Origin of the sequence: Pontibacter litorisediminis (assembly GCF_029360645.1) — a bacterium.
Lineage (GTDB): Bacteria > Bacteroidota > Bacteroidia > Cytophagales > Hymenobacteraceae > Pontibacter > Pontibacter litorisediminis.
Genome location: NZ_JARDUA010000002.1, coordinates 547,926 through 568,451, shown reverse-complemented (window position 1 = coordinate 568,451; position 20,526 = coordinate 547,926). Strand labels below are relative to the sequence as shown.

General features: G+C 54.9%; 23 protein-coding genes and 1 riboswitch. Of the genes, 10 read left to right on the top strand and 13 right to left on the bottom strand.

Annotated elements, in window-relative coordinates:
* Positions 1 to 19 precede the first annotated feature (19 nt).
* The 4 genes from cobA (at position 20) to PXG97_RS08640 (ending at position 4,276) form a co-directional block, all read left to right on the top strand.
* Positions 20 to 850: a uroporphyrinogen-III C-methyltransferase gene (gene cobA / locus PXG97_RS08655; RefSeq protein ID WP_276497361.1), complete on the top strand. Its 831-nt coding sequence runs from the start codon at positions 20 to 22 to the stop codon at positions 848 to 850.
* Positions 851 to 872: 22 nt separating this feature from the next.
* Positions 873 to 2,402: a TSUP family transporter gene (locus PXG97_RS08650; protein ID WP_276497360.1), complete on the top strand. Its 1,530-nt coding sequence runs from the start codon at positions 873 to 875 to the stop codon at positions 2,400 to 2,402.
* Between the two features lie 142 nt (positions 2,403 to 2,544).
* Positions 2,545 to 3,711: a trans-sulfuration enzyme family protein gene (locus PXG97_RS08645; RefSeq protein WP_276497359.1), complete on the top strand. Its 1,167-nt coding sequence runs from the start codon at positions 2,545 to 2,547 to the stop codon at positions 3,709 to 3,711.
* Positions 3,712 to 3,859: 148 nt separating this feature from the next.
* Positions 3,860 to 4,276, top strand: a complete 417-nt coding sequence (locus PXG97_RS08640) for an OsmC family protein (protein ID WP_276497358.1) — start codon at positions 3,860 to 3,862, stop codon at positions 4,274 to 4,276.
* A 302-nt stretch (positions 4,277 to 4,578) separates the two neighbouring features.
* Here the strand turns inward: PXG97_RS08640 and PXG97_RS08635 are convergent, their stop codons facing one another.
* The 12 genes from PXG97_RS08635 to PXG97_RS08580 all read right to left on the bottom strand — a co-directional run bounded on the left by PXG97_RS08635 (position 4,579) and on the right by PXG97_RS08580 (position 14,559).
* Positions 4,579 to 5,835 carry a sulfate adenylyltransferase subunit 1 gene (locus tag PXG97_RS08635; protein ID WP_276497357.1) on the bottom strand — a complete coding sequence of 419 codons (1,257 nt, stop codon included), beginning with the start codon at positions 5,833 to 5,835 and terminating at the stop codon, positions 4,579 to 4,581.
* Between the two features lies 1 nt (position 5,836).
* On the bottom strand, positions 5,837 to 6,745 hold the full coding sequence (gene cysD / locus PXG97_RS08630; RefSeq protein WP_276497356.1) for a sulfate adenylyltransferase subunit CysD: 909 nt from the start codon (positions 6,743 to 6,745) through the stop codon (positions 5,837 to 5,839).
* 122 nt (positions 6,746 to 6,867) lie between these two features.
* Positions 6,868 to 7,587 carry a phosphoadenylyl-sulfate reductase gene (locus PXG97_RS08625; protein ID WP_276497355.1) on the bottom strand — a complete coding sequence of 240 codons (720 nt, stop codon included), beginning with the start codon at positions 7,585 to 7,587 and terminating at the stop codon, positions 6,868 to 6,870.
* A 306-nt stretch (positions 7,588 to 7,893) separates the two neighbouring features.
* Positions 7,894 to 7,999: riboswitch (SAM riboswitch) on the bottom strand.
* Positions 8,000 to 8,108: 109 nt separating this feature from the next.
* Positions 8,109 to 8,828, bottom strand: coding sequence for a hypothetical protein (locus tag PXG97_RS08620; RefSeq protein ID WP_276497354.1), 720 nt, complete (start codon positions 8,826 to 8,828; stop codon positions 8,109 to 8,111).
* A gap of 177 nt (positions 8,829 to 9,005) precedes the next feature.
* Complete coding sequence (locus PXG97_RS08615) at positions 9,006 to 10,454, bottom strand: DUF4153 domain-containing protein (protein ID WP_276497353.1); 1,449 nt, start codon at positions 10,452 to 10,454, stop codon at positions 9,006 to 9,008.
* Positions 10,455 to 10,507: 53 nt separating this feature from the next.
* Complete coding sequence (locus tag PXG97_RS08610; RefSeq protein WP_276497352.1) at positions 10,508 to 11,233, bottom strand: DoxX family protein; 726 nt, start codon at positions 11,231 to 11,233, stop codon at positions 10,508 to 10,510.
* A gap of 65 nt (positions 11,234 to 11,298) precedes the next feature.
* Positions 11,299 to 11,565 carry a hypothetical protein gene (locus PXG97_RS08605; RefSeq protein WP_276497351.1) on the bottom strand — a complete coding sequence of 89 codons (267 nt, stop codon included), beginning with the start codon at positions 11,563 to 11,565 and terminating at the stop codon, positions 11,299 to 11,301.
* 11 nt (positions 11,566 to 11,576) lie between these two features.
* Complete coding sequence (locus tag PXG97_RS08600; RefSeq protein ID WP_276497350.1) at positions 11,577 to 11,867, bottom strand: hypothetical protein; 291 nt, start codon at positions 11,865 to 11,867, stop codon at positions 11,577 to 11,579.
* A gap of 33 nt (positions 11,868 to 11,900) precedes the next feature.
* Entirely contained in the window at positions 11,901 to 13,145 is a 1,245-nt protein-coding gene (locus PXG97_RS08595; RefSeq protein ID WP_276497349.1) for a DUF4153 domain-containing protein, read from the bottom strand.
* 56 nt (positions 13,146 to 13,201) lie between these two features.
* Positions 13,202 to 13,537 (bottom strand): potassium transporter KefB, encoded by a 336-nt coding sequence (locus PXG97_RS08590; protein WP_276497348.1) that lies wholly within the window; start codon positions 13,535 to 13,537, stop codon positions 13,202 to 13,204.
* A gap of 85 nt (positions 13,538 to 13,622) precedes the next feature.
* Positions 13,623 to 13,931: a winged helix-turn-helix domain-containing protein gene (locus tag PXG97_RS08585; protein WP_276497347.1), complete on the bottom strand. Its 309-nt coding sequence runs from the start codon at positions 13,929 to 13,931 to the stop codon at positions 13,623 to 13,625.
* 7 nt (positions 13,932 to 13,938) lie between these two features.
* Complete coding sequence (locus tag PXG97_RS08580; RefSeq protein WP_276497346.1) at positions 13,939 to 14,559, bottom strand: hypothetical protein; 621 nt, start codon at positions 14,557 to 14,559, stop codon at positions 13,939 to 13,941.
* Positions 14,560 to 14,836: 277 nt separating this feature from the next.
* Between PXG97_RS08580 and hpf the strand changes: the two genes are divergently transcribed.
* The 4 genes from hpf to PXG97_RS08560 all read left to right on the top strand — a co-directional run bounded on the left by hpf (position 14,837) and on the right by PXG97_RS08560 (position 17,352).
* A complete protein-coding gene (gene hpf / locus PXG97_RS08575) occupies positions 14,837 to 15,142 on the top strand; it encodes a ribosome hibernation-promoting factor, HPF/YfiA family (RefSeq protein ID WP_276497345.1) in 306 nt (101 codons plus the stop codon).
* 143 nt (positions 15,143 to 15,285) lie between these two features.
* Positions 15,286 to 16,062: an SDR family NAD(P)-dependent oxidoreductase gene (locus PXG97_RS08570; protein WP_276497344.1), complete on the top strand. Its 777-nt coding sequence runs from the start codon at positions 15,286 to 15,288 to the stop codon at positions 16,060 to 16,062.
* A gap of 143 nt (positions 16,063 to 16,205) precedes the next feature.
* Complete coding sequence (locus PXG97_RS08565; protein WP_276497343.1) at positions 16,206 to 16,835, top strand: DsbA family protein; 630 nt, start codon at positions 16,206 to 16,208, stop codon at positions 16,833 to 16,835.
* A gap of 157 nt (positions 16,836 to 16,992) precedes the next feature.
* The gene (locus tag PXG97_RS08560; protein ID WP_276497342.1) at positions 16,993 to 17,352 is read left to right on the top strand and encodes a DUF1801 domain-containing protein; all 360 of its coding nucleotides are present in this window, start codon (positions 16,993 to 16,995) and stop codon (positions 17,350 to 17,352) included.
* Positions 17,353 to 17,357: 5 nt separating this feature from the next.
* On the opposite strand, the gene PXG97_RS08555 is transcribed toward PXG97_RS08560, so the two are convergent.
* The gene (locus PXG97_RS08555; RefSeq protein WP_276497341.1) at positions 17,358 to 18,266 is read right to left on the bottom strand and encodes a cation diffusion facilitator family transporter; all 909 of its coding nucleotides are present in this window, start codon (positions 18,264 to 18,266) and stop codon (positions 17,358 to 17,360) included.
* Between the two features lie 137 nt (positions 18,267 to 18,403).
* On the opposite strand from PXG97_RS08555, the gene PXG97_RS08550 reads away from it, so the two are divergent.
* Positions 18,404 to 19,087, top strand: a complete 684-nt coding sequence (locus tag PXG97_RS08550; protein ID WP_276497340.1) for a response regulator — start codon at positions 18,404 to 18,406, stop codon at positions 19,085 to 19,087.
* Positions 19,084 to 20,475 carry a HAMP domain-containing sensor histidine kinase gene (locus PXG97_RS08545; RefSeq protein ID WP_276497339.1) on the top strand — a complete coding sequence of 464 codons (1,392 nt, stop codon included), beginning with the start codon at positions 19,084 to 19,086 and terminating at the stop codon, positions 20,473 to 20,475. Before PXG97_RS08550 ends, PXG97_RS08545 begins: the two co-directional genes overlap by 4 nt.
* Positions 20,476 to 20,526 lie beyond the last annotated feature (51 nt).

Here is a 20,526-nt window from a genome sequence, read left to right as displayed (position 1 = left end):
CATTCAAAATTCAAAAAAGATGGCATCCAGAAGAAAAGAAATAAGAAATACTGCTCAGCAGGTAGTGGCAAAGTATAAACTGCCCAGACTCACGCTGGTTGGCGCAGGCCCCGGCGACGAGGAACTGATCACCCTCAAAGGCGTGAAGGCGCTGCAACAGGCGGACGTGGTGTTGTATGACGCGCTCGTGAACCCAGGACTGCTGCAGTACGCACCAGCGGATGTGCCTAAAATCTATGTGGGCAAGCGGGCAGGTGCGCACCACCTCAAGCAGGACGAGATCAACAACCTCATCATAGACTCCGCCTATACTTACGGGCATGTGGTGCGCCTGAAAGGCGGCGACTCCTTTGTGTTTGGCCGTGGCTACGAGGAGCTCGCGCACGCGGATAAGTTTAATATCGAGACCGCCGTAGTGCCGGGCATCTCCAGTTCCATTGCCGTGCCGGAGCTGCAGCAGGTTCCGCTCACCATCCGTGGCGTGAACGAGAGCTTTTGGGTGATAACAGGCACGACCAGCTCCGGGGAGATTTCCGCAGACGTAAATTTGGCAGCCCAGTCCAACGCCACCGTGATAATTCTGATGGGAGTGAGTAAATTGCGGCAGATAGCCGAGATATACACTGCCGCCGGTAAAGCTGATACCCCAGTAGCCGTGATTCAGAACGGCTCTCTGCCGGATGAGAAAGTCGCGCTAGGCAACGTGGACAACATTGTGGAGCGGGTGGCCGCGCAGCAAGTGGGCGCACCGGCCATCATTGTCATCGGGGAGGTGGTGAGCTACCATCCCGCCTTGCGCTACACCCTTGCCCTGCAACAGCAACAGGAGTTGGCCGCAGTGGAAGTATAAGTCAATTAGAACTAAAGTATAAATGGATAGTTCTCAAGGAGAAAGTATAAGTATAACCCCTGCAGCAACGGAGGCAACAGCTGCGGCTAACCCGCTGTTCCCGGTTTTTCTGAAGCTGGAGGAGCTGCAAACCTTAGTGGTGGGCGGTGGGGCCGTGGGGCTGGAGAAGCTTACGGCCATACTGGCCAATAGCCCGCAGGCGCCGGTGCGGCTAGTGGCTCCGGAGATCAACGCTGCGATCTGGGCCTTGGCGGCAAAGCATGCGCAGGTGGAGCTGGTGGTGCGGGAGTTTGAGGAGGAGGACCTGGCGGGGAGAGACCTGGTGCTGATCGCTACGGATGACCCTATCCTGAACAAGGCTATCCGCGACCTGGCCAAGTCCCGGAAGATACTGGCGAATGTGGCGGACACGCCGCAGCAGTGCGATTTTTACCTGGGGTCGGTGGTGCAGAAGGGAAGCCTGAAGCTGGGCATCTCCACCAACGGCAAATCGCCTACGGTGGCCAAGCGCGTGAAAGAGGTGCTGAACGAGGCCTTTCCGGAGGAGATTGACCAGGTGCTGGGCAAGATGGGCAAGATACGGGCGCAGCTGAACGGGGATTTTGCGGAGAAGGTAAAGCAGCTGAACGCCCTCACGGAAGGCTTGGTGGCGCCTGTGCCGCCGAAGAAGTCCAGGTATAATCTGACCTCGGTGCTGGTGATGCTGTTCGCAGCCGTTGCCCTGATGGTAACCGGCCACCTGTTGTTCACTTACATCCCGCTGCAAACCATCGGGAATGTGGCGATGGATGTAGCCGCGCAGGTTGACTCTGACATCCTCATCTTTATACTTGCCGGCTTTGTGGCGCAGCTCATAGACGGTGCCCTGGGCATGGCCTACGGCGTGAGTGCCACCACCTTCCTGCTAAGCTTTGGCGTAAGTCCGGTGGCGGCCAGTGCCAGCGTGCACGCTTCGGAGATCTTTACCTCGGGCGTGTCGGGCTGGATGCACCTGAAGTTCAGGAATGTCAACAGCAAGCTGTTTAAGAGCATTGTGCTGCCGGGGGTGCTGGGCGCTATACTTGGCGCCTACCTGCTCTTTACCTTTGAGGAGTACCTGTACATCATCAAGCCTGTAGTAGCTGCCTACACGTTGGTGCTGGGCATCCTGATCCTGCGGAAGGTGCTGCGCAAAAAGGTAAAGAAAAAGCCTGTGAAGAAACTAGGTTTCCTGGCCACGGCCGGAGGCTTTTTGGATGCCATCGGCGGGGGCGGCTGGGGGCCCATCGTGTCTTCCACGCTCATTGCCAAGGGCCGCAACCCCATGTATACCATTGGCTCCGTGAACCTGGCCGAGTTTTTCGTGTCTATCGCCAGCTCGGCCACCTTCGTGGCCTTTGCGGGTATTTCGCATTGGCAGGTGATCCTGGGCCTTATACTTGGTGGTTCCATTTCGGCGCCGATTGGAGCCATGTTGGCCCGCAGGCTGCCTGTCAAAACCATGATGATCATTGTGGGCATCGTGGTGATTATTGTCAGCCTACGGTTGATCGTGATGGCACTGCCTTTTTAAGGGGAGCATTAAAAATGATGTAAGTATGGGGAGGCTAACTGAGCAGGCTCTGACGGGCCGCATCATCTTCTCCGTTCTTACATCCTGTAAATTTGATTCGAACTAACATACAATACCTTATCTAACCAGAAAACTACCGTTCATGAGCGATAATTCTACCGGAGCGATTCGCCTCCAGACGCAGCGGTCTCATTACCGCGAGCACTCGGTGCCGTTATACCTGACCTCCAGTTTTGTGTTTGAGGATGCCGAGCAGGCGCGTGCCGTGTTTGCCGAGGAGGAGCAGGGGCAGGTATACTCCCGCTACGCCAACCCAAACGTAGACGAGCTGCTGGAGAAGATGTGCTACCTGGAGAAAGCGGAGGAAGGCTTTGCCTTTGCCTCGGGCATGGGCGCTATTTTTGGCAGTCTGGGCGCCCTGCTGCAGTCCGGAGACCATGTGCTGGCATGCCGCTCGCTGTTCGGGTCCACGCACCAGCTGCTCACCAACATTTTCCCGAAGTGGGGCATTTCCTATACTTACGCGGATGCCAGTAAGCCGGAAGCGTGGGAGGACCTGATTACGCCGGCCACCAAACTTATCCTGATCGAGACGCCATCCAACCCTGGGCTGGAACTGATAGACCTGGAGTGGCTGGGCGAGCTGAAGCGCAAGCATAACCTGCTGCTGGTGGTGGACAACTGCTTCGCCACGCCTGTGCTGCAGAACCCCACGGACTTTGGCGCCGACCTGGTGTTGCACTCGGCCACCAAGTACATCGACGGGCAGGGCCGCGTGCTGGGGGGCATTGCCGTGGGCCGTAAAGACCTTATCACCCAGATAAGGTATTTTGCCCGCCACACCGGGCCGGCCATGTCGCCGTTCAATGCGTGGGTGTTGTCTAAAAGCCTGGAGACGCTGCAGCTGCGGGTGGAGAAGCACTGCGAGAACGCGCTAAAGCTGGCAGAAGCCCTGGAAGGAAACCCGGCGCTGGAGAAGGTAAACTACCCGTTCCTGCCGTCGTTTCCGCAGTATGAGTTAGCTAAAAAGCAGATGCGCCAGGGCGGGGGCATTGTAACGCTGGAGGTAAAAGGCGGCTATGAGGCGGCGAAGCGCTTTATTGACAACCTGCAGATGGCCAGCATCAGTGCTAATCTTGGCGATACCCGCACCATTGTAACTCATCCTGCCTCAACCACCCACTCCAAACTAAAGGAAGAGGAACGTGCTGCCACCGGTATAACTCCGGGCCTGGTGCGTGTATCGGTAGGCCTGGAGAGTATACACGACATCATTTCGGACGTAAAGCAGGCCCTGGAGCGGGTCTGATAGTTGTCATTTATAGTTGCTCGTTGTTTGAGGGGATATTAGATTGTCTCCGCAACCTTGATTCAGGCAGTGTTTAAACTTGCTAAGGAGTAAAATGTAATCTTACACCACCTGCAGGCATAGCTTGCTGGTACATTAACAAAAACACATGGAAGTAAACCTTACACGCGTAGACGAGGACTTTCACTTTGTGGCCACTGGTGCCTCAGGAGTGGAAATCAATATAGACGGCTCACCGGAAATCGGGGGGCATAACGCCGGCGCCCGCCCCATGGAAATGCTGCTCATGGGCCTTGGCGGCTGCAGCGCCATAGACGTTATCCAGATACTGAAGAAGAAGCGCCAGCAGATCAATTCGTTTAAAATTAACGTGAAAGCGGAGCGCGTGCCGGGAGAGGTGCCTTCGCTATTCAAGCAGATACACGTGCATTTTATACTTGGCGGTGAGTTGGAGGAGCTGAAAGTGCAGCAGGCCATCCAGCTGTCGATGGACAAGTACTGCTCGGTGGCGGCCATACTTTACAAAACCGCTACCATTAGTTATACTTATGAGCTGGTGAAGTAGAAAGTTAGAAGGCTAGCTGAGCAAGCAAAAGCTGTTGCAGGTATAAGCTGCAGCAGCTTATACCTGCAACTGATAACCATGCCCTAAGTTTAGTGGCAACCTAGCCGGGGTAGCTAAATGAAGCCAAGTTGTAACTGGCGCAGTTCAGGTTTATACGTCCGCCTTTACAAACCGGCTGCCCTATTTCACTGCCTAAACAGTAGGTATAGAAATAAATGCAAGAAGCCGCTGCAAGTATAAACTGCAGCGGCTTCTTCTTATAATGACCTCACAGTGTCTTTCAGACCTGTGAGCGTCTCCAGTTAATATTCAATTTCAGCCACCATGCCGGCCCCTACCGTGGCGAAAGAGGTCTCGTCCACAAGTATAAAGCCTCCGTTAGAGCGGTTATTCTCATACTTATCCAGCAGGAGTGGGGCAGCGGTTTTGATCTGCACGCGGCAGATGTCGTTGAGCTGTATCTGGTCCACGTCCTCCAGGTGATCGAGCGTGTTGATGTCGATCTTGTAGTCGATGTGGCGCACCACGCAACGCGTCTCGGTAGAGTTGTGGCGAAGCAGCAGCTTGGCGCCCGGCTTCAGGGCCTTGTTGTGCATCCAGCAAACCTCGGCCTCAAACTCCTGTGCCACCTCAAGGCCATCAGCAGCCTTCACAATCACATCGCCACGGCTGATGTCCACTTCGTCCTGTAATTGCAACACAACAGACATAGGGGCGAAAGCTTCTTCCAGTACTTTGCCGCCAAGTTCCACAGACTTAACTGTGGTGGTTTGGCCCGACGGCTGCACCGTAACCCTGTCGCCGGCTTTGTAGGTGCCGCTGATTACCTTACCGGCATAGCCGCGGTAATCGTGGTGTTCGGCCGTAAGCGGGCGAATCACGTACTGCACCGGGAAGCGCGAGTCCTCCAGGTTAAAGTCCTGCGACACCGGCACCTGCTCCAGGTGCTCCAGCAGGCTTGGGCCCTGGTACCACGGCATGGTCAGCTCAGAGCCTTCCACAATGTTGTCGCCTTTCAGGGCGCTTACCGGTATAAACGTAATGTCCTTAGACTTCAGCTTTTTCGCGAACTGCTTGTAGTCCTCCACAATCTGGTTGTATACCTGCTCATCATACCCTACCAGGTCCATTTTGTTGATACAGATCACCAGGTGCGGGATGCCCAGCAGCGAGGAGATGATGGAGTGACGGCGCGTCTGCTCCTGCACTCCCTTGCGGGCATCCACAAGTATGATGGACAGGTTGGAGTTAGAGGCCCCCGTCACCATGTTGCGGGTATATTGGATGTGCCCCGGGGCATCGGCGATGATGAACTTGCGCTTCTCCGTGGAGAAGTACTTGTAAGCCACATCAATGGTGATGCCCTGCTCGCGCTCCGCCTTCAGGCCGTCCGTCAGCAAGGAAAGGTCTACCTGCCCGTCTTCGTTCAGGCGGCCGGAGCTTTCAATGGCCTCCAGCTGGTCGGCAAAGATCTGCTTGGTGTCGAAGAGCAGGCGTCCGATCAGGGTGCTCTTGCCGTCGTCTACGTTGCCGGCAGTTATAAATCGTAGTATATCCATCTTAAAAGTATCCTCCTTTCTTACGGTCTTCCATGGCCGTCTCCGACAGCTTGTCGTCGATGCGGGTGGCGCCACGCTCACTTATCTTTGATTCCAGAATCTCCGCGATCACGGCGTCAATGTCATAGGCCACAGACTCCACGGCGGCCGTGCAGGTCATATCGCCCACCGTTCGGAAGCGCACCTGCTTTGTCACCACCACATCGTCCGGCTCCTGGTAGATAAAGTCAGACCAGGCCATCAGCTTGCCGTCGCGCACCAGGCATTCGCGCTCGTGGGTGTAGTAGATGTTTGGCAACGCGATGCCTTCGCGCTTGATGTAGTTCCATACGTCCAGCTCCGTCCAGTTGGAGATCGGGAACACACGCACGTTCTCGCCTTTGTGAATGCGGCCGTTGTAGATGTTCCACAGCTCCGGGCGCTGGCGTTTCGGGTCCCACTGGCCAAACTCGTCACGCACCGAGAAGATGCGTTCCTTGGCGCGGGCTTTCTCCTCGTCGCGGCGGGCGCCGCCGATGCAGGCGTCGAAGCCGAACTCCTCAATGGTCTCCAGCAGGGTGTGGGTTTGCAGGGCGTTGCGGCTGGCGTAGCGGCCCGTGGGCTCCGACAGGTTTTTGCGCTTAATGGTGTCCTCCACGTTGCGCACGATCAGTTTCTCGCCCAGGCGCTCGGCCAGCTCATCGCGGTAGCGTATCGCTTCCGGGAAGTTGTGGCCCGTGTCAATGTGCACGAGCGGGAACGGGAACTTGCCCGGCCGAAACGCCTTCTCCGCCAGGCGTACCAGGGTGATAGAGTCTTTGCCTCCTGAGAAAAGAAGCGCCGGCTTTTCAAATTGCCCCGCTACCTCGCGCATGATGTGGATAGCCTCCGCCTCCAGCTGATCGAGGTAATCCAAGTATCTTTTTGTCATATTGTTGTTCGTTATTGGTTGTTAGTTATTAGTTGTTCGGTATCAATAACTCCCGAACTCTCTAACCCCTAAACTCCCCAACTTTCTAACTCTCTAACTCTCTAACTCCTAAACTTTCTAACTTATCTAGCGTGCAGGCCGCACTCCTTTTTGGAGTTGTCTTCCCACCACCAGCGGCCGGCGCGGAAATCCTCGCCCGGCTGAATGGCACGCGTGCAGGGGGCGCAGCCAATGCTAACAAAGCCTTTGTCGTGCAGCGGGTTGTAAGGGATGTGCAGCGCCTTCACCTCGGCTTGCACCTGCTCCAAAGTATAATCCAGCAGTGGGTTATACTTGATGAGCTGATGGGCCTCGTCCCATTCCAGCAGCTGCAGGTCCTGGCGTGCCCCGGACTGGTCGGCACGGATGCCGGTTACCCATACCTGCACCCCTTGCAGGGCGCGGTTCAGGGGCTCTACCTTGCGGATGTAGCAGCACTCCTTACGGTCGTCGATCGAGTTGTAAAAGCTCATCGGCCCTTTCGTGTTCACCAGCTGCTCCACAGCCTCGTGCTTCGGAAAGTATACCTCGATCTTTTTGCCGTAGTGGTTGTTGGTCTTGTGCAGCAGCGTGTAGCTCTCGTTAAAAAGGCGCCCTGTGTCCAGCGTGAACACGCGTATCGGCAGATCCTGCTCAAAGATGTGGTGCGTCACCAACTGGTCCTCTACGCCGAGGCTGGAGGAGAAGGCGATGCTGCCGTCAAACTCCTGCACCAGCCGGCTCAGCCCTTCTGCGGCCGGTAAACCAGCCAGCATTGCGCGCAGCGAATCCAGCCTGGAAAGTAGTTCCTGTGATAGATCCATATTTGTTTTTAGTATAAATTCGGAATGAACCCGGGACCTTTCAAAAATCCCATTAATTATGATCCTGCCTTGCCGGTACCGGCAAAGCAGCAAAAAGAATGCCCTGAAATTGTTGCTTGCAGTGTGGCTGTGGGGGTAACCAGGCCTAAAGCAAAGGGAAAGGTGCTGACCTAGCACATCCAACAGCAACAACAACAGCCCTTTGGGTTGCGGGCAGTGTTGGTAATGGCTACCAGGGCTGTGGCGTTACAGCGGCTGGCGATACATGGTGCTGGTGTGTGTGGGTAGATTTGCATGGCATCGTTGTATTTATATTCCCCAGCCATTGGCCGGGATAGGATTTGGCACCTTACTGTTCAGGAGGTTGCCAGAGGGTCAGGGAGCCTATTCTCTCGCCTCTTCTCTATAAATTTTAAAAATCGAGACGTTTCCGTCTTGTTACTGATACCGCAAAATTAATGCTTTTTCCGGAATGTGTAAATTTTGAGTAAGTTTTCTTCTGAGGAAGCCGCTCCGGAGCCTCAGGCGGCAAGGCGGGTAACGTACTTCACCAGAGAGCGCTTGGCAATGGGCAGCAACGACTGCTCCAGCGGCACCGGAAACCTGGACACGGCGGCGAAGGTGGCAGGGTTGGGCAGCTCCTTTCGCTCCTTGATCAAACGGGCCTTGAGGTGCTCGTGCGTTAGGGTGAGGCCGCGCCGCACGGTTTGCAGGTGCCTGGTGTTAATGCCCCTGTACTTCTCGTAGGTGTTCTCAAACACCGTGATGTTGTATAGGTATACTTGCGTTTCCTTTACGGGGGCGTACTCCAGGAAAAGGTAGCCCTCGTTGTGGTAGATGGGGGTGATGCCTACGGGGCTGATGTCCAGGTGGCGTTCCACAAAATCATACAGCTCCTTTCCTTCCTCCAGGGTTTGGCTAAAGAGCGGGGTGGCGTATTGGATGATCTCCTCTATCTGCTCCATGGTCTCATCGTCCTGCACGATCTTCTCATACACCAGCTCCAGCTTCTCAAAGTCGGCGCGGCTGATGCGCTGCGGAAACTTCTCGTACACCAGTTGCTTGTGCTCCTTCACCTGCAGCAGGTTGCGGTAGTGCATGATCAGGTCTGAGAAGATAGGGTAGAGGCGCTGCTTGGCGAATTCGCCTTTAGCGGCCTGCAGGTAAGCCAGCAGCAGGTACTTCTTATACTCAAAGTCCAGGAGTCCTTCGGTAAGCCAGTTGACAGGTAGGGTGTTCATAAGCCATCAACTTTAGTGGTTTATACTTGTGCTATTAAACGGAAAAGGGGCAGGAGAGGGTTATCCGTGCAGCGGCTAAAGCAGATGATTTTTACTTGTATAACCGATTGGCAGCGCGATCTACCTACTGACAGGACGGGCTGAAGGGCGCCAGCATAGGAGCGCCCTTCAACTCGGCTACTCCAGCTCCTGCAGCTCCTGCCTTACGCGCCAGTCGGTGTAATTCCAGGACTGCCAGTCTCTTGCCGATACCCTTTCCACAAACCGGTTCCGGCGGGCGAGCAGGCTTTCCCTTTGGATTTCGCTGAATGGCGGCGCAGCGGACGTAGAAGCCTGGACCATCTGGGGAAGGTTCACATCCGAGAGGCGGCTGAGGTAGCTATAGTCTGTCTTCTGGGCTACCTGGATGTTAAAGTGCGTAATGGCCTTATCCCAGTTAAACATGCCGAGCAGGAGCAGTACCGTGTAGAGCGCCCAGGCGTTTTTGCGGAAAAGATACCAGTTGTTTTTACGGCTGGCGACTTTAATGAAGCTGAAAGCCAGGCCAATAGCTGTCAGGGAAAGGTATGTGTACACGCCGATGCGCTTGTACGTGAGCCCGTAGCTGAAAACGTAAATACTGTTCTTGGTGAGCGTGAGCAGTACCAGCACGAAGTTCAGTGTGAGCCAGATGTAGGCCAGTTGCTTCAGCCTGTGGTTGTGCCGATAGAAGTTCAGGTTGCCGCGAAACACATACAGCAGCAACGCAATAGCCAGCAGGATCGATAAAATGAGGCCATAAACGCCCTGGTGCAGGTACTCCGCCCAAACAACAGACGGCGGCAGTGTGCCAATCGTCAGGTAATAGGCATCTGAAAGTATAAAGGAGAGGAGCAGCAGGTTTAGCATCACCAGCAGTACGGTGCTGGTGCGGTGCTCATACTTAAGGGCGGGCAACATGAATATCCCCCGGTTATATGCCCTCTCTCTGGTAAGGGTGTTGCCGGTAGCCAGGTCTCTTTCCGTAATAGCTGGGATAGTTATCTGGTGCAGCAGCCCGAATACAAGGAAGAAGCCTGTGAAGGTAAAGCCGATCCAGCCCCACGAGATGGCGCCAAACTGTATCTGGCTGAGCACATAGCTGAAGGCACTGCTGGCACTGGCATAGATTACCAGGAAGACAACCGACACCGCCAAAGGTACAGCGACCATACTGATGTGCTGCCGCTGTACCCCAGCCAAAACAGCGCCGCCCCTTGCCTGCTCTTTGTTGTTGATTGCCCTGATGCAGTTCTCTACCAGAGAATAGGCCAGGGAATAAACAGCGTTTGCAGCCGCAACAAAAAGAGAAGACCTGGGCGAAACACTGAAGCCAGCCAGCAATACCAGCGAGGCAGCATTCATCAGCACCGCCAGCTCAGAGGCATTCACGAGCACACTTAAGGCGGTGAGAAGGCTGGCGCCGGCTGTGGCATACCAGCTGCTTTGCCGGCGGTTTGCCCTAGCTGTCTGCCGGTACAGAAGCCCCACGATGAGTACCGTGAACAGGAAGAAGTTTAGGCCCGGGCTTTGCCGGTAAAACAGGAAGCTGTAAGCTGCCACGGCCGACAGCAGGTACAGGTCACTCTTTTTCAGTTGCAGTTTCATGTGTTGTCTTAAAGTGCTTTGTATTTCAAAGTTGATGTTCAAAAAAATAATGTTTACAGCGCTGTGTCCTCCACAGCTTTGGTATAGGCTTCCAGGCAAGTTTCAAGCGGCAGGCCCTGCTGATGGATGCAGTCACAGAAGGTGTAGCAAGCCTGCGGGTTCTCGCTTTCTTCGCACTGCGTGTTGCACTCGGCAAGGGTGTTGCGTGGCATCATGTCAAACCCGTTGGCCACCACCATAATCACCATAAAGACCGTTACAACAGTGCCGATAAAGAACCTGTCCGGAAATTCACTACTAAGATCCTTCCAGCGGCGCGTTGCCTCGTGCAAAGGCTGGCGGTTAAACGGAAGGATAAATTTCCAGGTGTGGTAATACCAGCAAAGCAGGTACACGTTTGCCAGCACCATCAGCGGGGAAGTAACCAGTGAGCCATCAAAGCGCACCGCCAGGGACAGGATGCAGATGTTGAGTATGATCGGGAAATAGATCACCGCACCCAGCGCGGCCGTGCGGGGGATCAGCAGCAATATGGCTGCCGTTACCTGCAGCACCCCAATAGCCGTGTAATAAAACCCTGTGTGGTAAATGGCTTCTAAATAATGCCCCATGGGATGATTGACGGCCAGCGAGGTGAAACGCTCACCCAGGACCTTAACCATACCCGATGGAATAAAACCGGCAGCCAGCGCCACCCGGCAGAAGATGGCAAAGAGCCAGAGCCACCTGTTGCCTCTTGCCTGCAGATGAAGTTGGTCTAATCTACTAGAAATGCTCATAGGTCTGGGAGGTTTATGCCACGTTGTTGGCTCAGTTTTTTGGTCGTAAGGCAGCAGCCACCGGATCAATCTATCATATCCCCGAGGTCACTCACCCCCAGTGTAAACCAGATAACGGCAATGCCCAGGACGATTTTAACGGCAAGCGGTATCCCGAATCCGAGTCTCCTCTGGAGAAATGTGTCTACCTGAGGCAGGTACAACAGGGAAAGCAGGAGGAAAACCACTCCCGGCACGGGGTGCACAAAAATTAAATTCGACGCACCGATCACAAATACAGCCAAGCCCAGCAACCAGCTGAAGAGCCGCGGCATAAGGTAAGCTTCTTTCATGGCGTAAAGGCTTAGCTACCCGCGAATGGTGTTCCGAAGAGGCCGACGGCAAGCTCTATCCAGATGAGGAGCAGCGCTACCAGAATTGCTGCACAGAGAGCGATTCGGTACTCGGCTTTTCGCACCTTTCGGGCCACAAGTTCCCACAGAAGGCCAGTGCCCAGCAGCAGGACGCCGGCTAAGATAAAGTCGAACAGGCCCCAGTTCACACTGTCTGTGAACAACGTTCCGAGCAATGGCACCGCCAATAGCATGGCTACAGCCAGAAAAATGCGGGTAATTCTTTTGTTTTGCATAGTCATAACAATGTTTCCTTTATTGGTTTGAAGGTAATTTTACTTGAAGCCGAAAAGCAAAGGGAAGAGGAAAACCACTATGGCTGCCCAGGCAAAGTACACCGGAATGTACAGCACAATGGCCCTGCCTACTTCGGCGATGGCGGCCTTTTTAGTGGCTGCCTTAAACAGCATCACCGTTACGATGAGCAGGTGCACCAGCATCAGCACGTTGCCGCCCAGCACGGCCACCCGGTTGGGCGTAATGCCCCACTCCGAGATCCGGAACGAGATAGCTGACAGCGCAATGCCGTTTACCACCACCGTCACGACAGAGAGCAGCAGCAGCACCCATACACCCCCTAGCGAGGTTGACTTGGCAGAACTCTCGGCCACGGAGAAGAAGATCAAGGCCATCACCCCGATCAGGAGCACGTTGAACAGCAGCAGGAACTCCCTGTCGTTGTAGGGGTCTTTGCCGGAGTAGACAATGGCACCCAGGTAGATGAGCAGCATCACCAAAACCAACGGACTGAACAGCTTGGCAATAACCGGCGACACCTTGTTGACCAGCTGCGGGTTGGTCTGGGTAAGGGAAGTAGCCACAATAGGTACTGCTGGCAAGCCAAAAGCCACGATGTACTCAAAGTAAAACTGCTCGATCTGAATGCCGATCAGCGCAAAGAGCCCAACTGTTATTCCCGTCATCAGGATGCCTGCCATTACCAGCAGGGCCGACATAACAGCCAGGTCGCCGTTGAAACGCAGGAAGCTGAGCCTTTTTCTGTAGTCGCGGAGGTCGCTGCCTGTGTAGGTGACGCCCAGTAGAACCCAGAGCAGCAAGGGCAGGTGGATACAGGCCAGCACCAGGGTATCGCTTGTAGGGTTGTTTGGCAGGATGTTGATGTACACCAGGCACACCAACATCACCATGCTGATGAGCGCCGCTGTGTAAGCCGTTAACTTGTTTATCCAGGCGAAGTAGGCCGCCAGGAACGGGAACACGATAAAGCCGATGTTGCGCGGGTAGTAGTACTCTTCGCTGATGGGAAGTATGGCTGGGAGCTTGGCCAGTATGCCCGCCACCAAGGCGGCCAGCACCACGAACAGGAACTCGGCTCTGGAGCCCCAGGAGATCTCCTCGGACTCAAAATTCAGCCTTTCGTGCCAGAAAGCGGCAACCAGGTTGCCGCTCAGCTGCGGGTATAGGGTGCTAAACTCCTGTTTAAAGGTTACTTTGTTGGACCGGTACAGCCTTTCCAGTTGCCTGGGCTCGTCGAGGTAGTTCAGGATCTCGTTTCTCATAACATCATGTTTTAAGCTTTTTCTTCAGGTTCATTGTTGCTGATGCAGGCTGCACCTTAATCCCACATAGTGCCTGCCAGGCCTAACACAATACCCAGCCACAGCCCCACAAAGTACACCACCACGCTCAGGAGAATGGCCAATGTCCTGTTAAAGCCACGGGAGCTCTGATAATCCATGAAAGCGTAGAACGCACCGCCCATGGCACCGGCCAAAGGCGTGATCAGCAGCGGTCTGATCCTCCAGTACTTTCCCCATTCCGGGTGAGGCTGATCCACCCCGAACACAAAAAAGGAGATCACGAAGAAAGCAATGCCTGCGCCCACCAAGATGGGTACCATCGGAGACACCCGGTGCATGGGCTGGTTTTGTGATTGGTTAGGCTGTGTCATGATAATTGAAGTTTAGATTTATGAATAGCTTTTTGTGTTTTTAAGTTAAAGTACTTTGAAGTTCAAAGTGCAGATGCAAAAAAAATTAGTCGCTCTGCCGGTTGTTTAAAATTAGCTGCTCCAGGGCATCCAGGTGGTTTTTGAACGCTTCGCGGCCCGCGTCTGTGGCATGGTAAGTGGTATTAGGCTTTCGGCCTACAAACTGCTTTTCCACGCGCACATACTCGGCCTCCTCCAGCGCCCGCAGGTGGCTGGCCAGGTTGCCGTCCGTCAACTGCAAGGTTTCCTTCAGGGTGTTAAAGTCTACCTTGTCCTCCACCATCAGCACCGACATAATGCCCAGGCGTGCCCTGCTCTCGAAGGCTTTATTTATGTTTTCAAGATACTCTTTCACGTTGCTGCTAGCGTTCGTATTTAAAGTACATCAGGGTACCGTACACTATGTGCAGCATGCCAAACCCAATCGTCCACGATAGTAGACCATAGCCAACAAAGAAGCTCGACACCAGGCCAAGTATGATCTCGCAAATGCCCAGGTAGCGGATATCGCCATACGTATACTTACTGCCATTGATCAGGGCCAGGCCATAAAAGACAAGCATGGCAGGCGCTACCAGGTAGATAATGCCGTGGTATAGTAGAACAGCGCAAAAGGCGCCTCCTGCTGCCAACGGAATAGCCAGGTTCAGGAGCAGGCGCCTGGACTGGCTGTCCCAGATGCGCTGCTTGTTTTGCCGCGCCCTGCGTGCCGTAAAGTACAACGCGGAGCTAAAAGCAAGTATAAGCACGCCCAAGGCCACGGCTGCCATAAACTGGATGGTGGTCCAGGTAAGGGTGCCACTGCTTTGGTAGTAGTTTACGTTGTACTGGCTGAAGTGCCACTTAACTATCGCGGCCCCAGCAAGCGCCGATAAACCTGCTGCAATGCCAGACAACCCGCTAAGCGAGATAAAGCGGGAGGAGCGATCCATGATGCTGCGGATCTCACGCAGGGCTTCTAGTTGGTCTTGCTGCTGGTTCATGCTAAAGTACTTTGAGTTTCAAAGTTAATACTGCTTTACGTAAAAGCAACAAAAGGGGGTAAATATTTTAAAAATATATATAGGCTGCCACACCTTAGTGGTTAAGGAGTTGCTGCAGCTACAGCAGCAGAGGGTTAGTGGCTAAGGCAGCAATCCAGCCCTTTGTGGCAGGAGGTCATCAACCAAAGCCCCTTCCTTACGTTTAAATGGCAAACCCTGGGGCGGGAAGTATGATTTACAATTCCTGCCTCAACTACACTTGAAAACCATATTAGCTATGAATTACACAGAGAATTTTGAAGGTATAAAGTTAGATGTACAGGCTGTGGACATTTCTATTTCGGATGCCATACAGCAAAGTGTTAGAGATAAAATATCGAAGCTGAAGCGCTACGCCAAGAAGATAGACTCGGTGGATGTATACTTTAAGGAGGAGGCCAGCCAGTCAACCAACAGCAAGAGTGTGCGCATGCGGGTAGGTATCCCTGGCAACGACGTGTTTGCGCAGGACGAGGGCGACAACTGGTACCAGCTGCTGGACAACGTAGAGGATAAGCTGAAGCGGCAGTTGGAGAAAAGATAAACCGCCACCGCCACTACAGTATAACCCGCTGCACTCCTGTAGGAAGGCAGCGGGTTTTTCTTTTCAGTTCAGCCATCGTCCTGCTTTAAACCTATCGCAACGGCGCCAGTTATAACTGTCATATCCTAACCACAAAGTATAAAATGAGTGATTCATACTACCAGCAGAAAACAGTACTGATCACGGGCGCGGCGCAAGGCATCGGCCTGGGCATGGCGCAGGCTTTCGCTAAGGCCGGGGCCAGCGTCGTCATCACCGATATTGATGAGGAGGCCGGGAGTCAGGCGTTGCAGCGCCTGGAGGGGCTACCGGTGGAGTTCTTGCGCTGCGACGTTAGCGTGGAGGCCGAAGTGCAGCAGCTGATGCGGCAGGTGGGGGAGAAGTACGCCTGTATCGATGCGCTCATCAACAACGCCGGCATCGCTGATCCGTTTCAGGGGCGGCTGCAGGAGCTGGACATGACTGACTTCGACAGGGTGCTGGCCGTGAACCTGCGTGGCCCGTTGCTGTGTGCCAAGTACGCGCTGCCGCTGCTGCAGCAGGCCACGCATCCGGCCATCCTGAACATCTCCAGCACGCGCGCCTTTATGTCGGAGCCCAACACATTTGCCTACTCAGCCTCCAAAGGGGGAGTGGAAGCGCTTACCCATGCCCTGGCTGTCAGCCTAACGGAGGAGCGGATAAGGGTGAATGCCCTTGCCCCGGGTTGGATAGAGGTGGGCGATTGGAAGAAGGAAAGCGAGAAGTATAGCCCCCACCACAGCAAGCAAGATAAGGAGCAGCACCCTGTCGGGCGGGTGGGAGAGCCGCAGGACATCGCCGAGGCGGCTCTCTTCCTATGCTCCGACAAGGCCGGTTTTATTACAGGCCAGCGCCTGGTTATAGACGGTGGCATGTCCGTGAAAATGATCTATGCCTAGCCTCGTAAGGCCATGATGCCGCTCGCCTACTCAACTAAACTGGTATTTACTCCTTCACAATCAGCGCCTTCGCTCATGCATGGCGTATACACTGAATCCTGTCTGCGCTGATTCGAGTAAAACAAACGTTAAAAAGAGTGCTGATGAGAGACCCGGAAGAAAAACTATCGCTGCTGTACGTCACAAACCCGATGTGTGCCTGGTGCTATGGCTTTACGCCGGTGGTGCGCCGTTTGCGGGCTTTCTGGCAGGGGCGCATGGAGGTGCAGGTGGTCTTCGGGGAGCTCCAGGCACACGAAACACAGCCTTTACAGCACGAGCAGAAAGAGCGCCTGGCCCTGAGCTGGCACCGGGTCCAGGAGCGCACGTACCTGCCTTTCGAGTACCGTTTTTTTATTCAGCGGAGTTTTGTGTTCAACACTGAGCCTGCCTGCCGCGCCATGCTGTGCGTGCGCCTGCTGCGCCCTGTGCTCACCCTGGAAGTGCTACGCGCCATGCACTCCGCTTTTTTCGTGGATAACCTAGATCTGAAGGACACCCGCGAGCTGGTGCGCCTGGTGGGGCTGTTCGGCATCCCAGAGAATCTTTTCCTGACCTTGTTTGAGTCTGAGGAGATTATGCGGCAGATGGAAGATGAGTTCGCCTACGTAGACCGCATAGGCGCGAGCACCTACCCCAGCATCTTCCTGAACACCGAGGATGGGCCGCAGCGCCTCACCGCAGGCTATGTCGGGCTGCACGAGCTCGAGCAGCGCCTTTTCCAGCTGTTATAGGCAAAGCCCAAAGGTTTATACTTTATCAAGATATACGTTTTTATATATAGTGCTTGCTGAGCATCTATAACAACCCCTTTGCTTTCTTTTCCGTATATTAAAAATCTATTATATTTAAGTGTTCTTGAGTTTAAAAAAGAATAGAACCAGACACACTATGAGAAGCAAAACAACAACTAACCAAGTTGACGAGTATGTGGAGAAGCTATCACCGGAGAAGCAGTTGCTGGCCCAGGAGGTGCGGCGCATCATCAACGCCTCGGTAGCCCACCTGGAGGAGTGCGTGCGCTGGGACAGCGCCTGCTATTTCTTCTATGGCCCGGTTTGCTACTTCGCCTCCTCGCGCAGCGGCATACACTTCGGTTTTTTCCGGGGCAAGGAGATAGCCGACCCGCAGCGCCGACTGGTGAGCCGAAACGGCCAGTACCCGCACGTTAAGATTCGCACCATAGCCGATATAGACGAGGCTTACTTCGCCGACCTGGTGCGCGAGGCGGTGCACCTGAACCAGAACTAAGCCGGTTAGAGGCTGCCCTCGTGGCTGCACTCCTCTCCCGGCCTCTCCAGCTCCACGGTTACGTGCTGTATATCCATGTCGGCCAGGGCAGTGCGTACCTTCCTCTTCAACTCCTCCGCCTGCGGCGGCGGCAGCTCAGCGGTGGAAACGGCATGCATCGTCAGTACATTGTAGGTGCCGTCCAGCGTCCAGATGTGCAGGTCGTGCACAGAGGCGATCTCAGGCATTTCCTGCAGCCTTGCCTCTACCTCACCCGGGTTTATGTGGGTAGGGGAGGCCTGTAAGAGGATGTTCATGGTCTCGCGCAGGTTGCGCACCACGTTGTAGAGCACGTACAGCGTAATCACCACCGACAGGAGCGGGTCTATCCAGGGCAGGTCGAAGAAGTACAGGATAATGCCGCCGACCAGAACCGCCAGCCAACCCAGCACATCCTCCATCAGGTGCAGCCTCACCACGCGCTCGTTCAGCGACTGCCCCCCTTTCAGGCGCAGCACGGCAGCCCCATTTACGAGCACCCCCAGAATCGCGAAGCCTATCATGCCCGGCGCGTGCACCTCCTGCGGATCCCAGATACGCGGCACCGCCTCCGAAAGTATGAAGAAGGAGCCAACCAGCAGCACCACAGAGTTGATGACGGCCCCCAGCAGGGAGAAACGCTTGTACCCAAACGTATACTTCTGGTTGCGGCCGCGCTTGGCCACATTCTCGAAGTACCAGGCCAACCCCAGCGAGAGCGAGTCGCCCAGGTCGTGCAGGGCATCCGAGAGGATGGCCACGCTGTTTATCCAGAGGCCGCCCACTATCTCGAGTATAGTAAAACCCAGGTTCAGGAAGAAGGCCACCTTTATGTTGCTGCCACCATGGTGGTGATGGTGCCCGCTGTGGTGGTGATGTTGGTGATCGTGTGCCATAATAATCTAAAACGCAGAAGAGGGATGTAAAGGTACCGGCCCCGGAGAGGCTGTTGTTGTTTGGCTTCTAGGTTGTACTTTTGTACACCATGCTCACGTAAGTCTAGTAAAGGGCATCTACGCAAACCCCACTGCACATGAAGATACTGCTTATTGAGGACGAACCCAAAGTCGCCTCTTTTATTAAAAAAGGGCTGGAGGAGCAGAGCTATGAGGTAGACCAGGCTTATGACGGCAGCCTCGGCATCCGGCTGGCCCTGCAAAAGGAGTACGACATCATCATCCTCGACATCATCCTGCCTAACATGAACGGGCTGGATGTCTGCCGCGAAATACGGCGGCAAAACAGCACGGTGGCCATACTTATGCTCACCGCGCTCGGCACCACCGATGATAAAATCATTGGGCTGGATGCGGGGGCGGACGATTACCTGACCAAGCCTTTCGAGTTTAAGGAGCTGCTGGCCCGCATCCGGGCAATCTCCAGAAGGAACAGCGAGGGCAGCGTGAGCGAGAAGCTAAGTGTAGCCGACCTGGAGATGGACGTGGTGCGGAAGACCGTTACCCGGGCCGGCAAGCCCATCAGCCTGACGGCCCGCGAGTTTGCCCTGTTGCACTACCTGCTGCGCAACAAGGGGCGTGTGGTGTCCAGGGTGGATATTACAGAGCAGGTATGGGAAACCTCCTTCGACACAGGCAGCAATGTGATAGACGTGTACATCAACTTTCTGCGTAAAAAGGTAGACAAAGGCCATGATGCCCGGCTGATACACACGCTGGTAGGGATGGGGTATGTGCTGAAAGAACAGGACGAAGTATGAAGATACGCACTAAACTGACGCTGCAGTTTGCCAGCATCTTTGCCTTGATCATGATCCTGTTCTCGCTGATGGTGTATTACTTCACCTCGCTTTACCGACAGGACGACTTCTATAACCGTATTCTCCGGAGGGCTGAGGTGGCTGCCCGCTATGTGCTGGAGGCCGATGAGGTAGGGGCCGAGCAGCAGCGGCAGAACATGATAGACTTCTACCATGAGCTTCCGCACGAGGCGGTGCGCATCTACAGCAACACCGGTGAGCTCATGTTCTCGCATGGTGAGGGCGACCTGGGGGTGACGCCGGCCATACTGGAGCAGGTTAGGCAGCAGGGTAGTAAGGAGTATGATAACGATGTGCGGCAGGTAGTGGGGATCCGCTACAAAGACAACGATGGAGACTACCTGGTGCTGGCCTCCAGCATCGATGCCTACAGCTTGCGTAAGCTCCAGAACCTGAAGATAATTCTTGTCGTGGGCTTTTTCGGCGCTATGGTCGTGGTAGTGCTGGCCGGGTGGGTGTTCGCCAAGCAGGCCCTGCGGCCTATTACCAAGGTGGTGGGCGAAGTAGAGAAAATAAGCGCCAACGACCTGCACCTGCGCCTGAGCAACGCCGATGGCAAGGACGAGCTGTCGCACCTGGCGCAGACCTTTAACAAAATGCTGGACCGGCTGGAGCTTTCCTTCGAGATGCAGAGCACCTTTGTATCGAATGCCTCGCATGAGCTACGCACCCCGCTCACGGCCATGATCGGGGAGCTGGAGGTGGCCCTGATGAAGCCGCGGGAGCCGCAGGAGTACCAGCGCGTGCTGCAGAGCACCCTGGAGGATGCCCGCCTGCTGACCGAGCTCTCCAACGGGTTGCTGCAGATAGCCCAGGCAAGTATAGACCCGTCTAAAATCAGGCTGTCGATGCTGCGCTTTGATGAGCTGGTGTGGATGGCGCGCGAGCAGGCCCTGAAGCGCCAGCCGCAGGCCCGCATAGAGATTGATTTTGCCAGCTTCCCGGATGATGAGAAACGCCTGATGGTGCAGGGCAACGAGGCCCTGCTGCTGATAGCCGTGGTGAACGTGCTGGAGAACGCCCTTAAGTTCTCGCCGAACGGGCGGTTGGCCCTTGGGCAGATAGAAGTACAGAGCCGTGACGTAGTGCTGCGTGTGCAGGACCATGGCCTGGGCATTGCACCTGAGGACCTGAAGCACGTGTTCGTCCCTTTTTTTCGCGCCGAGAACGTACGCAACATCACCGGGCATGGCATTGGCCTACCCTTAACCGAGCGGATACTCAAGCTGCACAGGGGCAGCATCGAGGTGCGCTCGCAGATAAACCAGGGTACCGAGGTCACCATATCATTGCCGCAGGCTTATGCCACTGTACCGCTCAAATCTTAATTTTAATTTCCTTTTAATGTCGTTTTAATTTCGCGTTAATCTTGCTTCTGT

Excerpts from the sequence above, each read along its gene's own strand:
- cobA (WP_276497361.1), top strand. The coding sequence starts at position 20 with ATGGCATCCAGAAGAAAAGAAATAAGAAATACTGCTCAGCAGGTAGTG.
- PXG97_RS08650 (WP_276497360.1), top strand. The coding sequence starts at position 873 with ATGGATAGTTCTCAAGGAGAAAGTATAAGTATAACCCCTGCAGCAACG.
- PXG97_RS08645 (WP_276497359.1), top strand. The coding sequence starts at position 2,545 with ATGAGCGATAATTCTACCGGAGCGATTCGCCTCCAGACGCAGCGGTCT.
- PXG97_RS08640 (WP_276497358.1), top strand. The coding sequence starts at position 3,860 with ATGGAAGTAAACCTTACACGCGTAGACGAGGACTTTCACTTTGTGGCC.
- PXG97_RS08635 (WP_276497357.1), bottom strand. The coding sequence starts at position 5,835 with ATGGATATACTACGATTTATAACTGCCGGCAACGTAGACGACGGCAAG.
- cysD (WP_276497356.1), bottom strand. The coding sequence starts at position 6,745 with ATGACAAAAAGATACTTGGATTACCTCGATCAGCTGGAGGCGGAGGCT.
- PXG97_RS08625 (WP_276497355.1), bottom strand. The coding sequence starts at position 7,587 with ATGGATCTATCACAGGAACTACTTTCCAGGCTGGATTCGCTGCGCGCA.
- PXG97_RS08620 (WP_276497354.1), bottom strand. The coding sequence starts at position 8,828 with ATGAACACCCTACCTGTCAACTGGCTTACCGAAGGACTCCTGGACTTT.
- PXG97_RS08615 (WP_276497353.1), bottom strand. The coding sequence starts at position 10,454 with ATGAAACTGCAACTGAAAAAGAGTGACCTGTACCTGCTGTCGGCCGTG.
- PXG97_RS08610 (WP_276497352.1), bottom strand. The coding sequence starts at position 11,233 with ATGAGCATTTCTAGTAGATTAGACCAACTTCATCTGCAGGCAAGAGGC.
- PXG97_RS08605 (WP_276497351.1), bottom strand. The coding sequence starts at position 11,565 with ATGAAAGAAGCTTACCTTATGCCGCGGCTCTTCAGCTGGTTGCTGGGC.
- PXG97_RS08600 (WP_276497350.1), bottom strand. The coding sequence starts at position 11,867 with ATGACTATGCAAAACAAAAGAATTACCCGCATTTTTCTGGCTGTAGCC.
- PXG97_RS08595 (WP_276497349.1), bottom strand. The coding sequence starts at position 13,145 with ATGAGAAACGAGATCCTGAACTACCTCGACGAGCCCAGGCAACTGGAA.
- PXG97_RS08590 (WP_276497348.1), bottom strand. The coding sequence starts at position 13,537 with ATGACACAGCCTAACCAATCACAAAACCAGCCCATGCACCGGGTGTCT.
- PXG97_RS08580 (WP_276497346.1), bottom strand. The coding sequence starts at position 14,559 with ATGAACCAGCAGCAAGACCAACTAGAAGCCCTGCGTGAGATCCGCAGC.
- hpf (WP_276497345.1), top strand. The coding sequence starts at position 14,837 with ATGAATTACACAGAGAATTTTGAAGGTATAAAGTTAGATGTACAGGCT.
- PXG97_RS08570 (WP_276497344.1), top strand. The coding sequence starts at position 15,286 with ATGAGTGATTCATACTACCAGCAGAAAACAGTACTGATCACGGGCGCG.
- PXG97_RS08565 (WP_276497343.1), top strand. The coding sequence starts at position 16,206 with ATGAGAGACCCGGAAGAAAAACTATCGCTGCTGTACGTCACAAACCCG.
- PXG97_RS08560 (WP_276497342.1), top strand. The coding sequence starts at position 16,993 with ATGAGAAGCAAAACAACAACTAACCAAGTTGACGAGTATGTGGAGAAG.
- PXG97_RS08555 (WP_276497341.1), bottom strand. The coding sequence starts at position 18,266 with ATGGCACACGATCACCAACATCACCACCACAGCGGGCACCATCACCAC.
- PXG97_RS08550 (WP_276497340.1), top strand. The coding sequence starts at position 18,404 with ATGAAGATACTGCTTATTGAGGACGAACCCAAAGTCGCCTCTTTTATT.
- PXG97_RS08545 (WP_276497339.1), top strand. The coding sequence starts at position 19,084 with ATGAAGATACGCACTAAACTGACGCTGCAGTTTGCCAGCATCTTTGCC.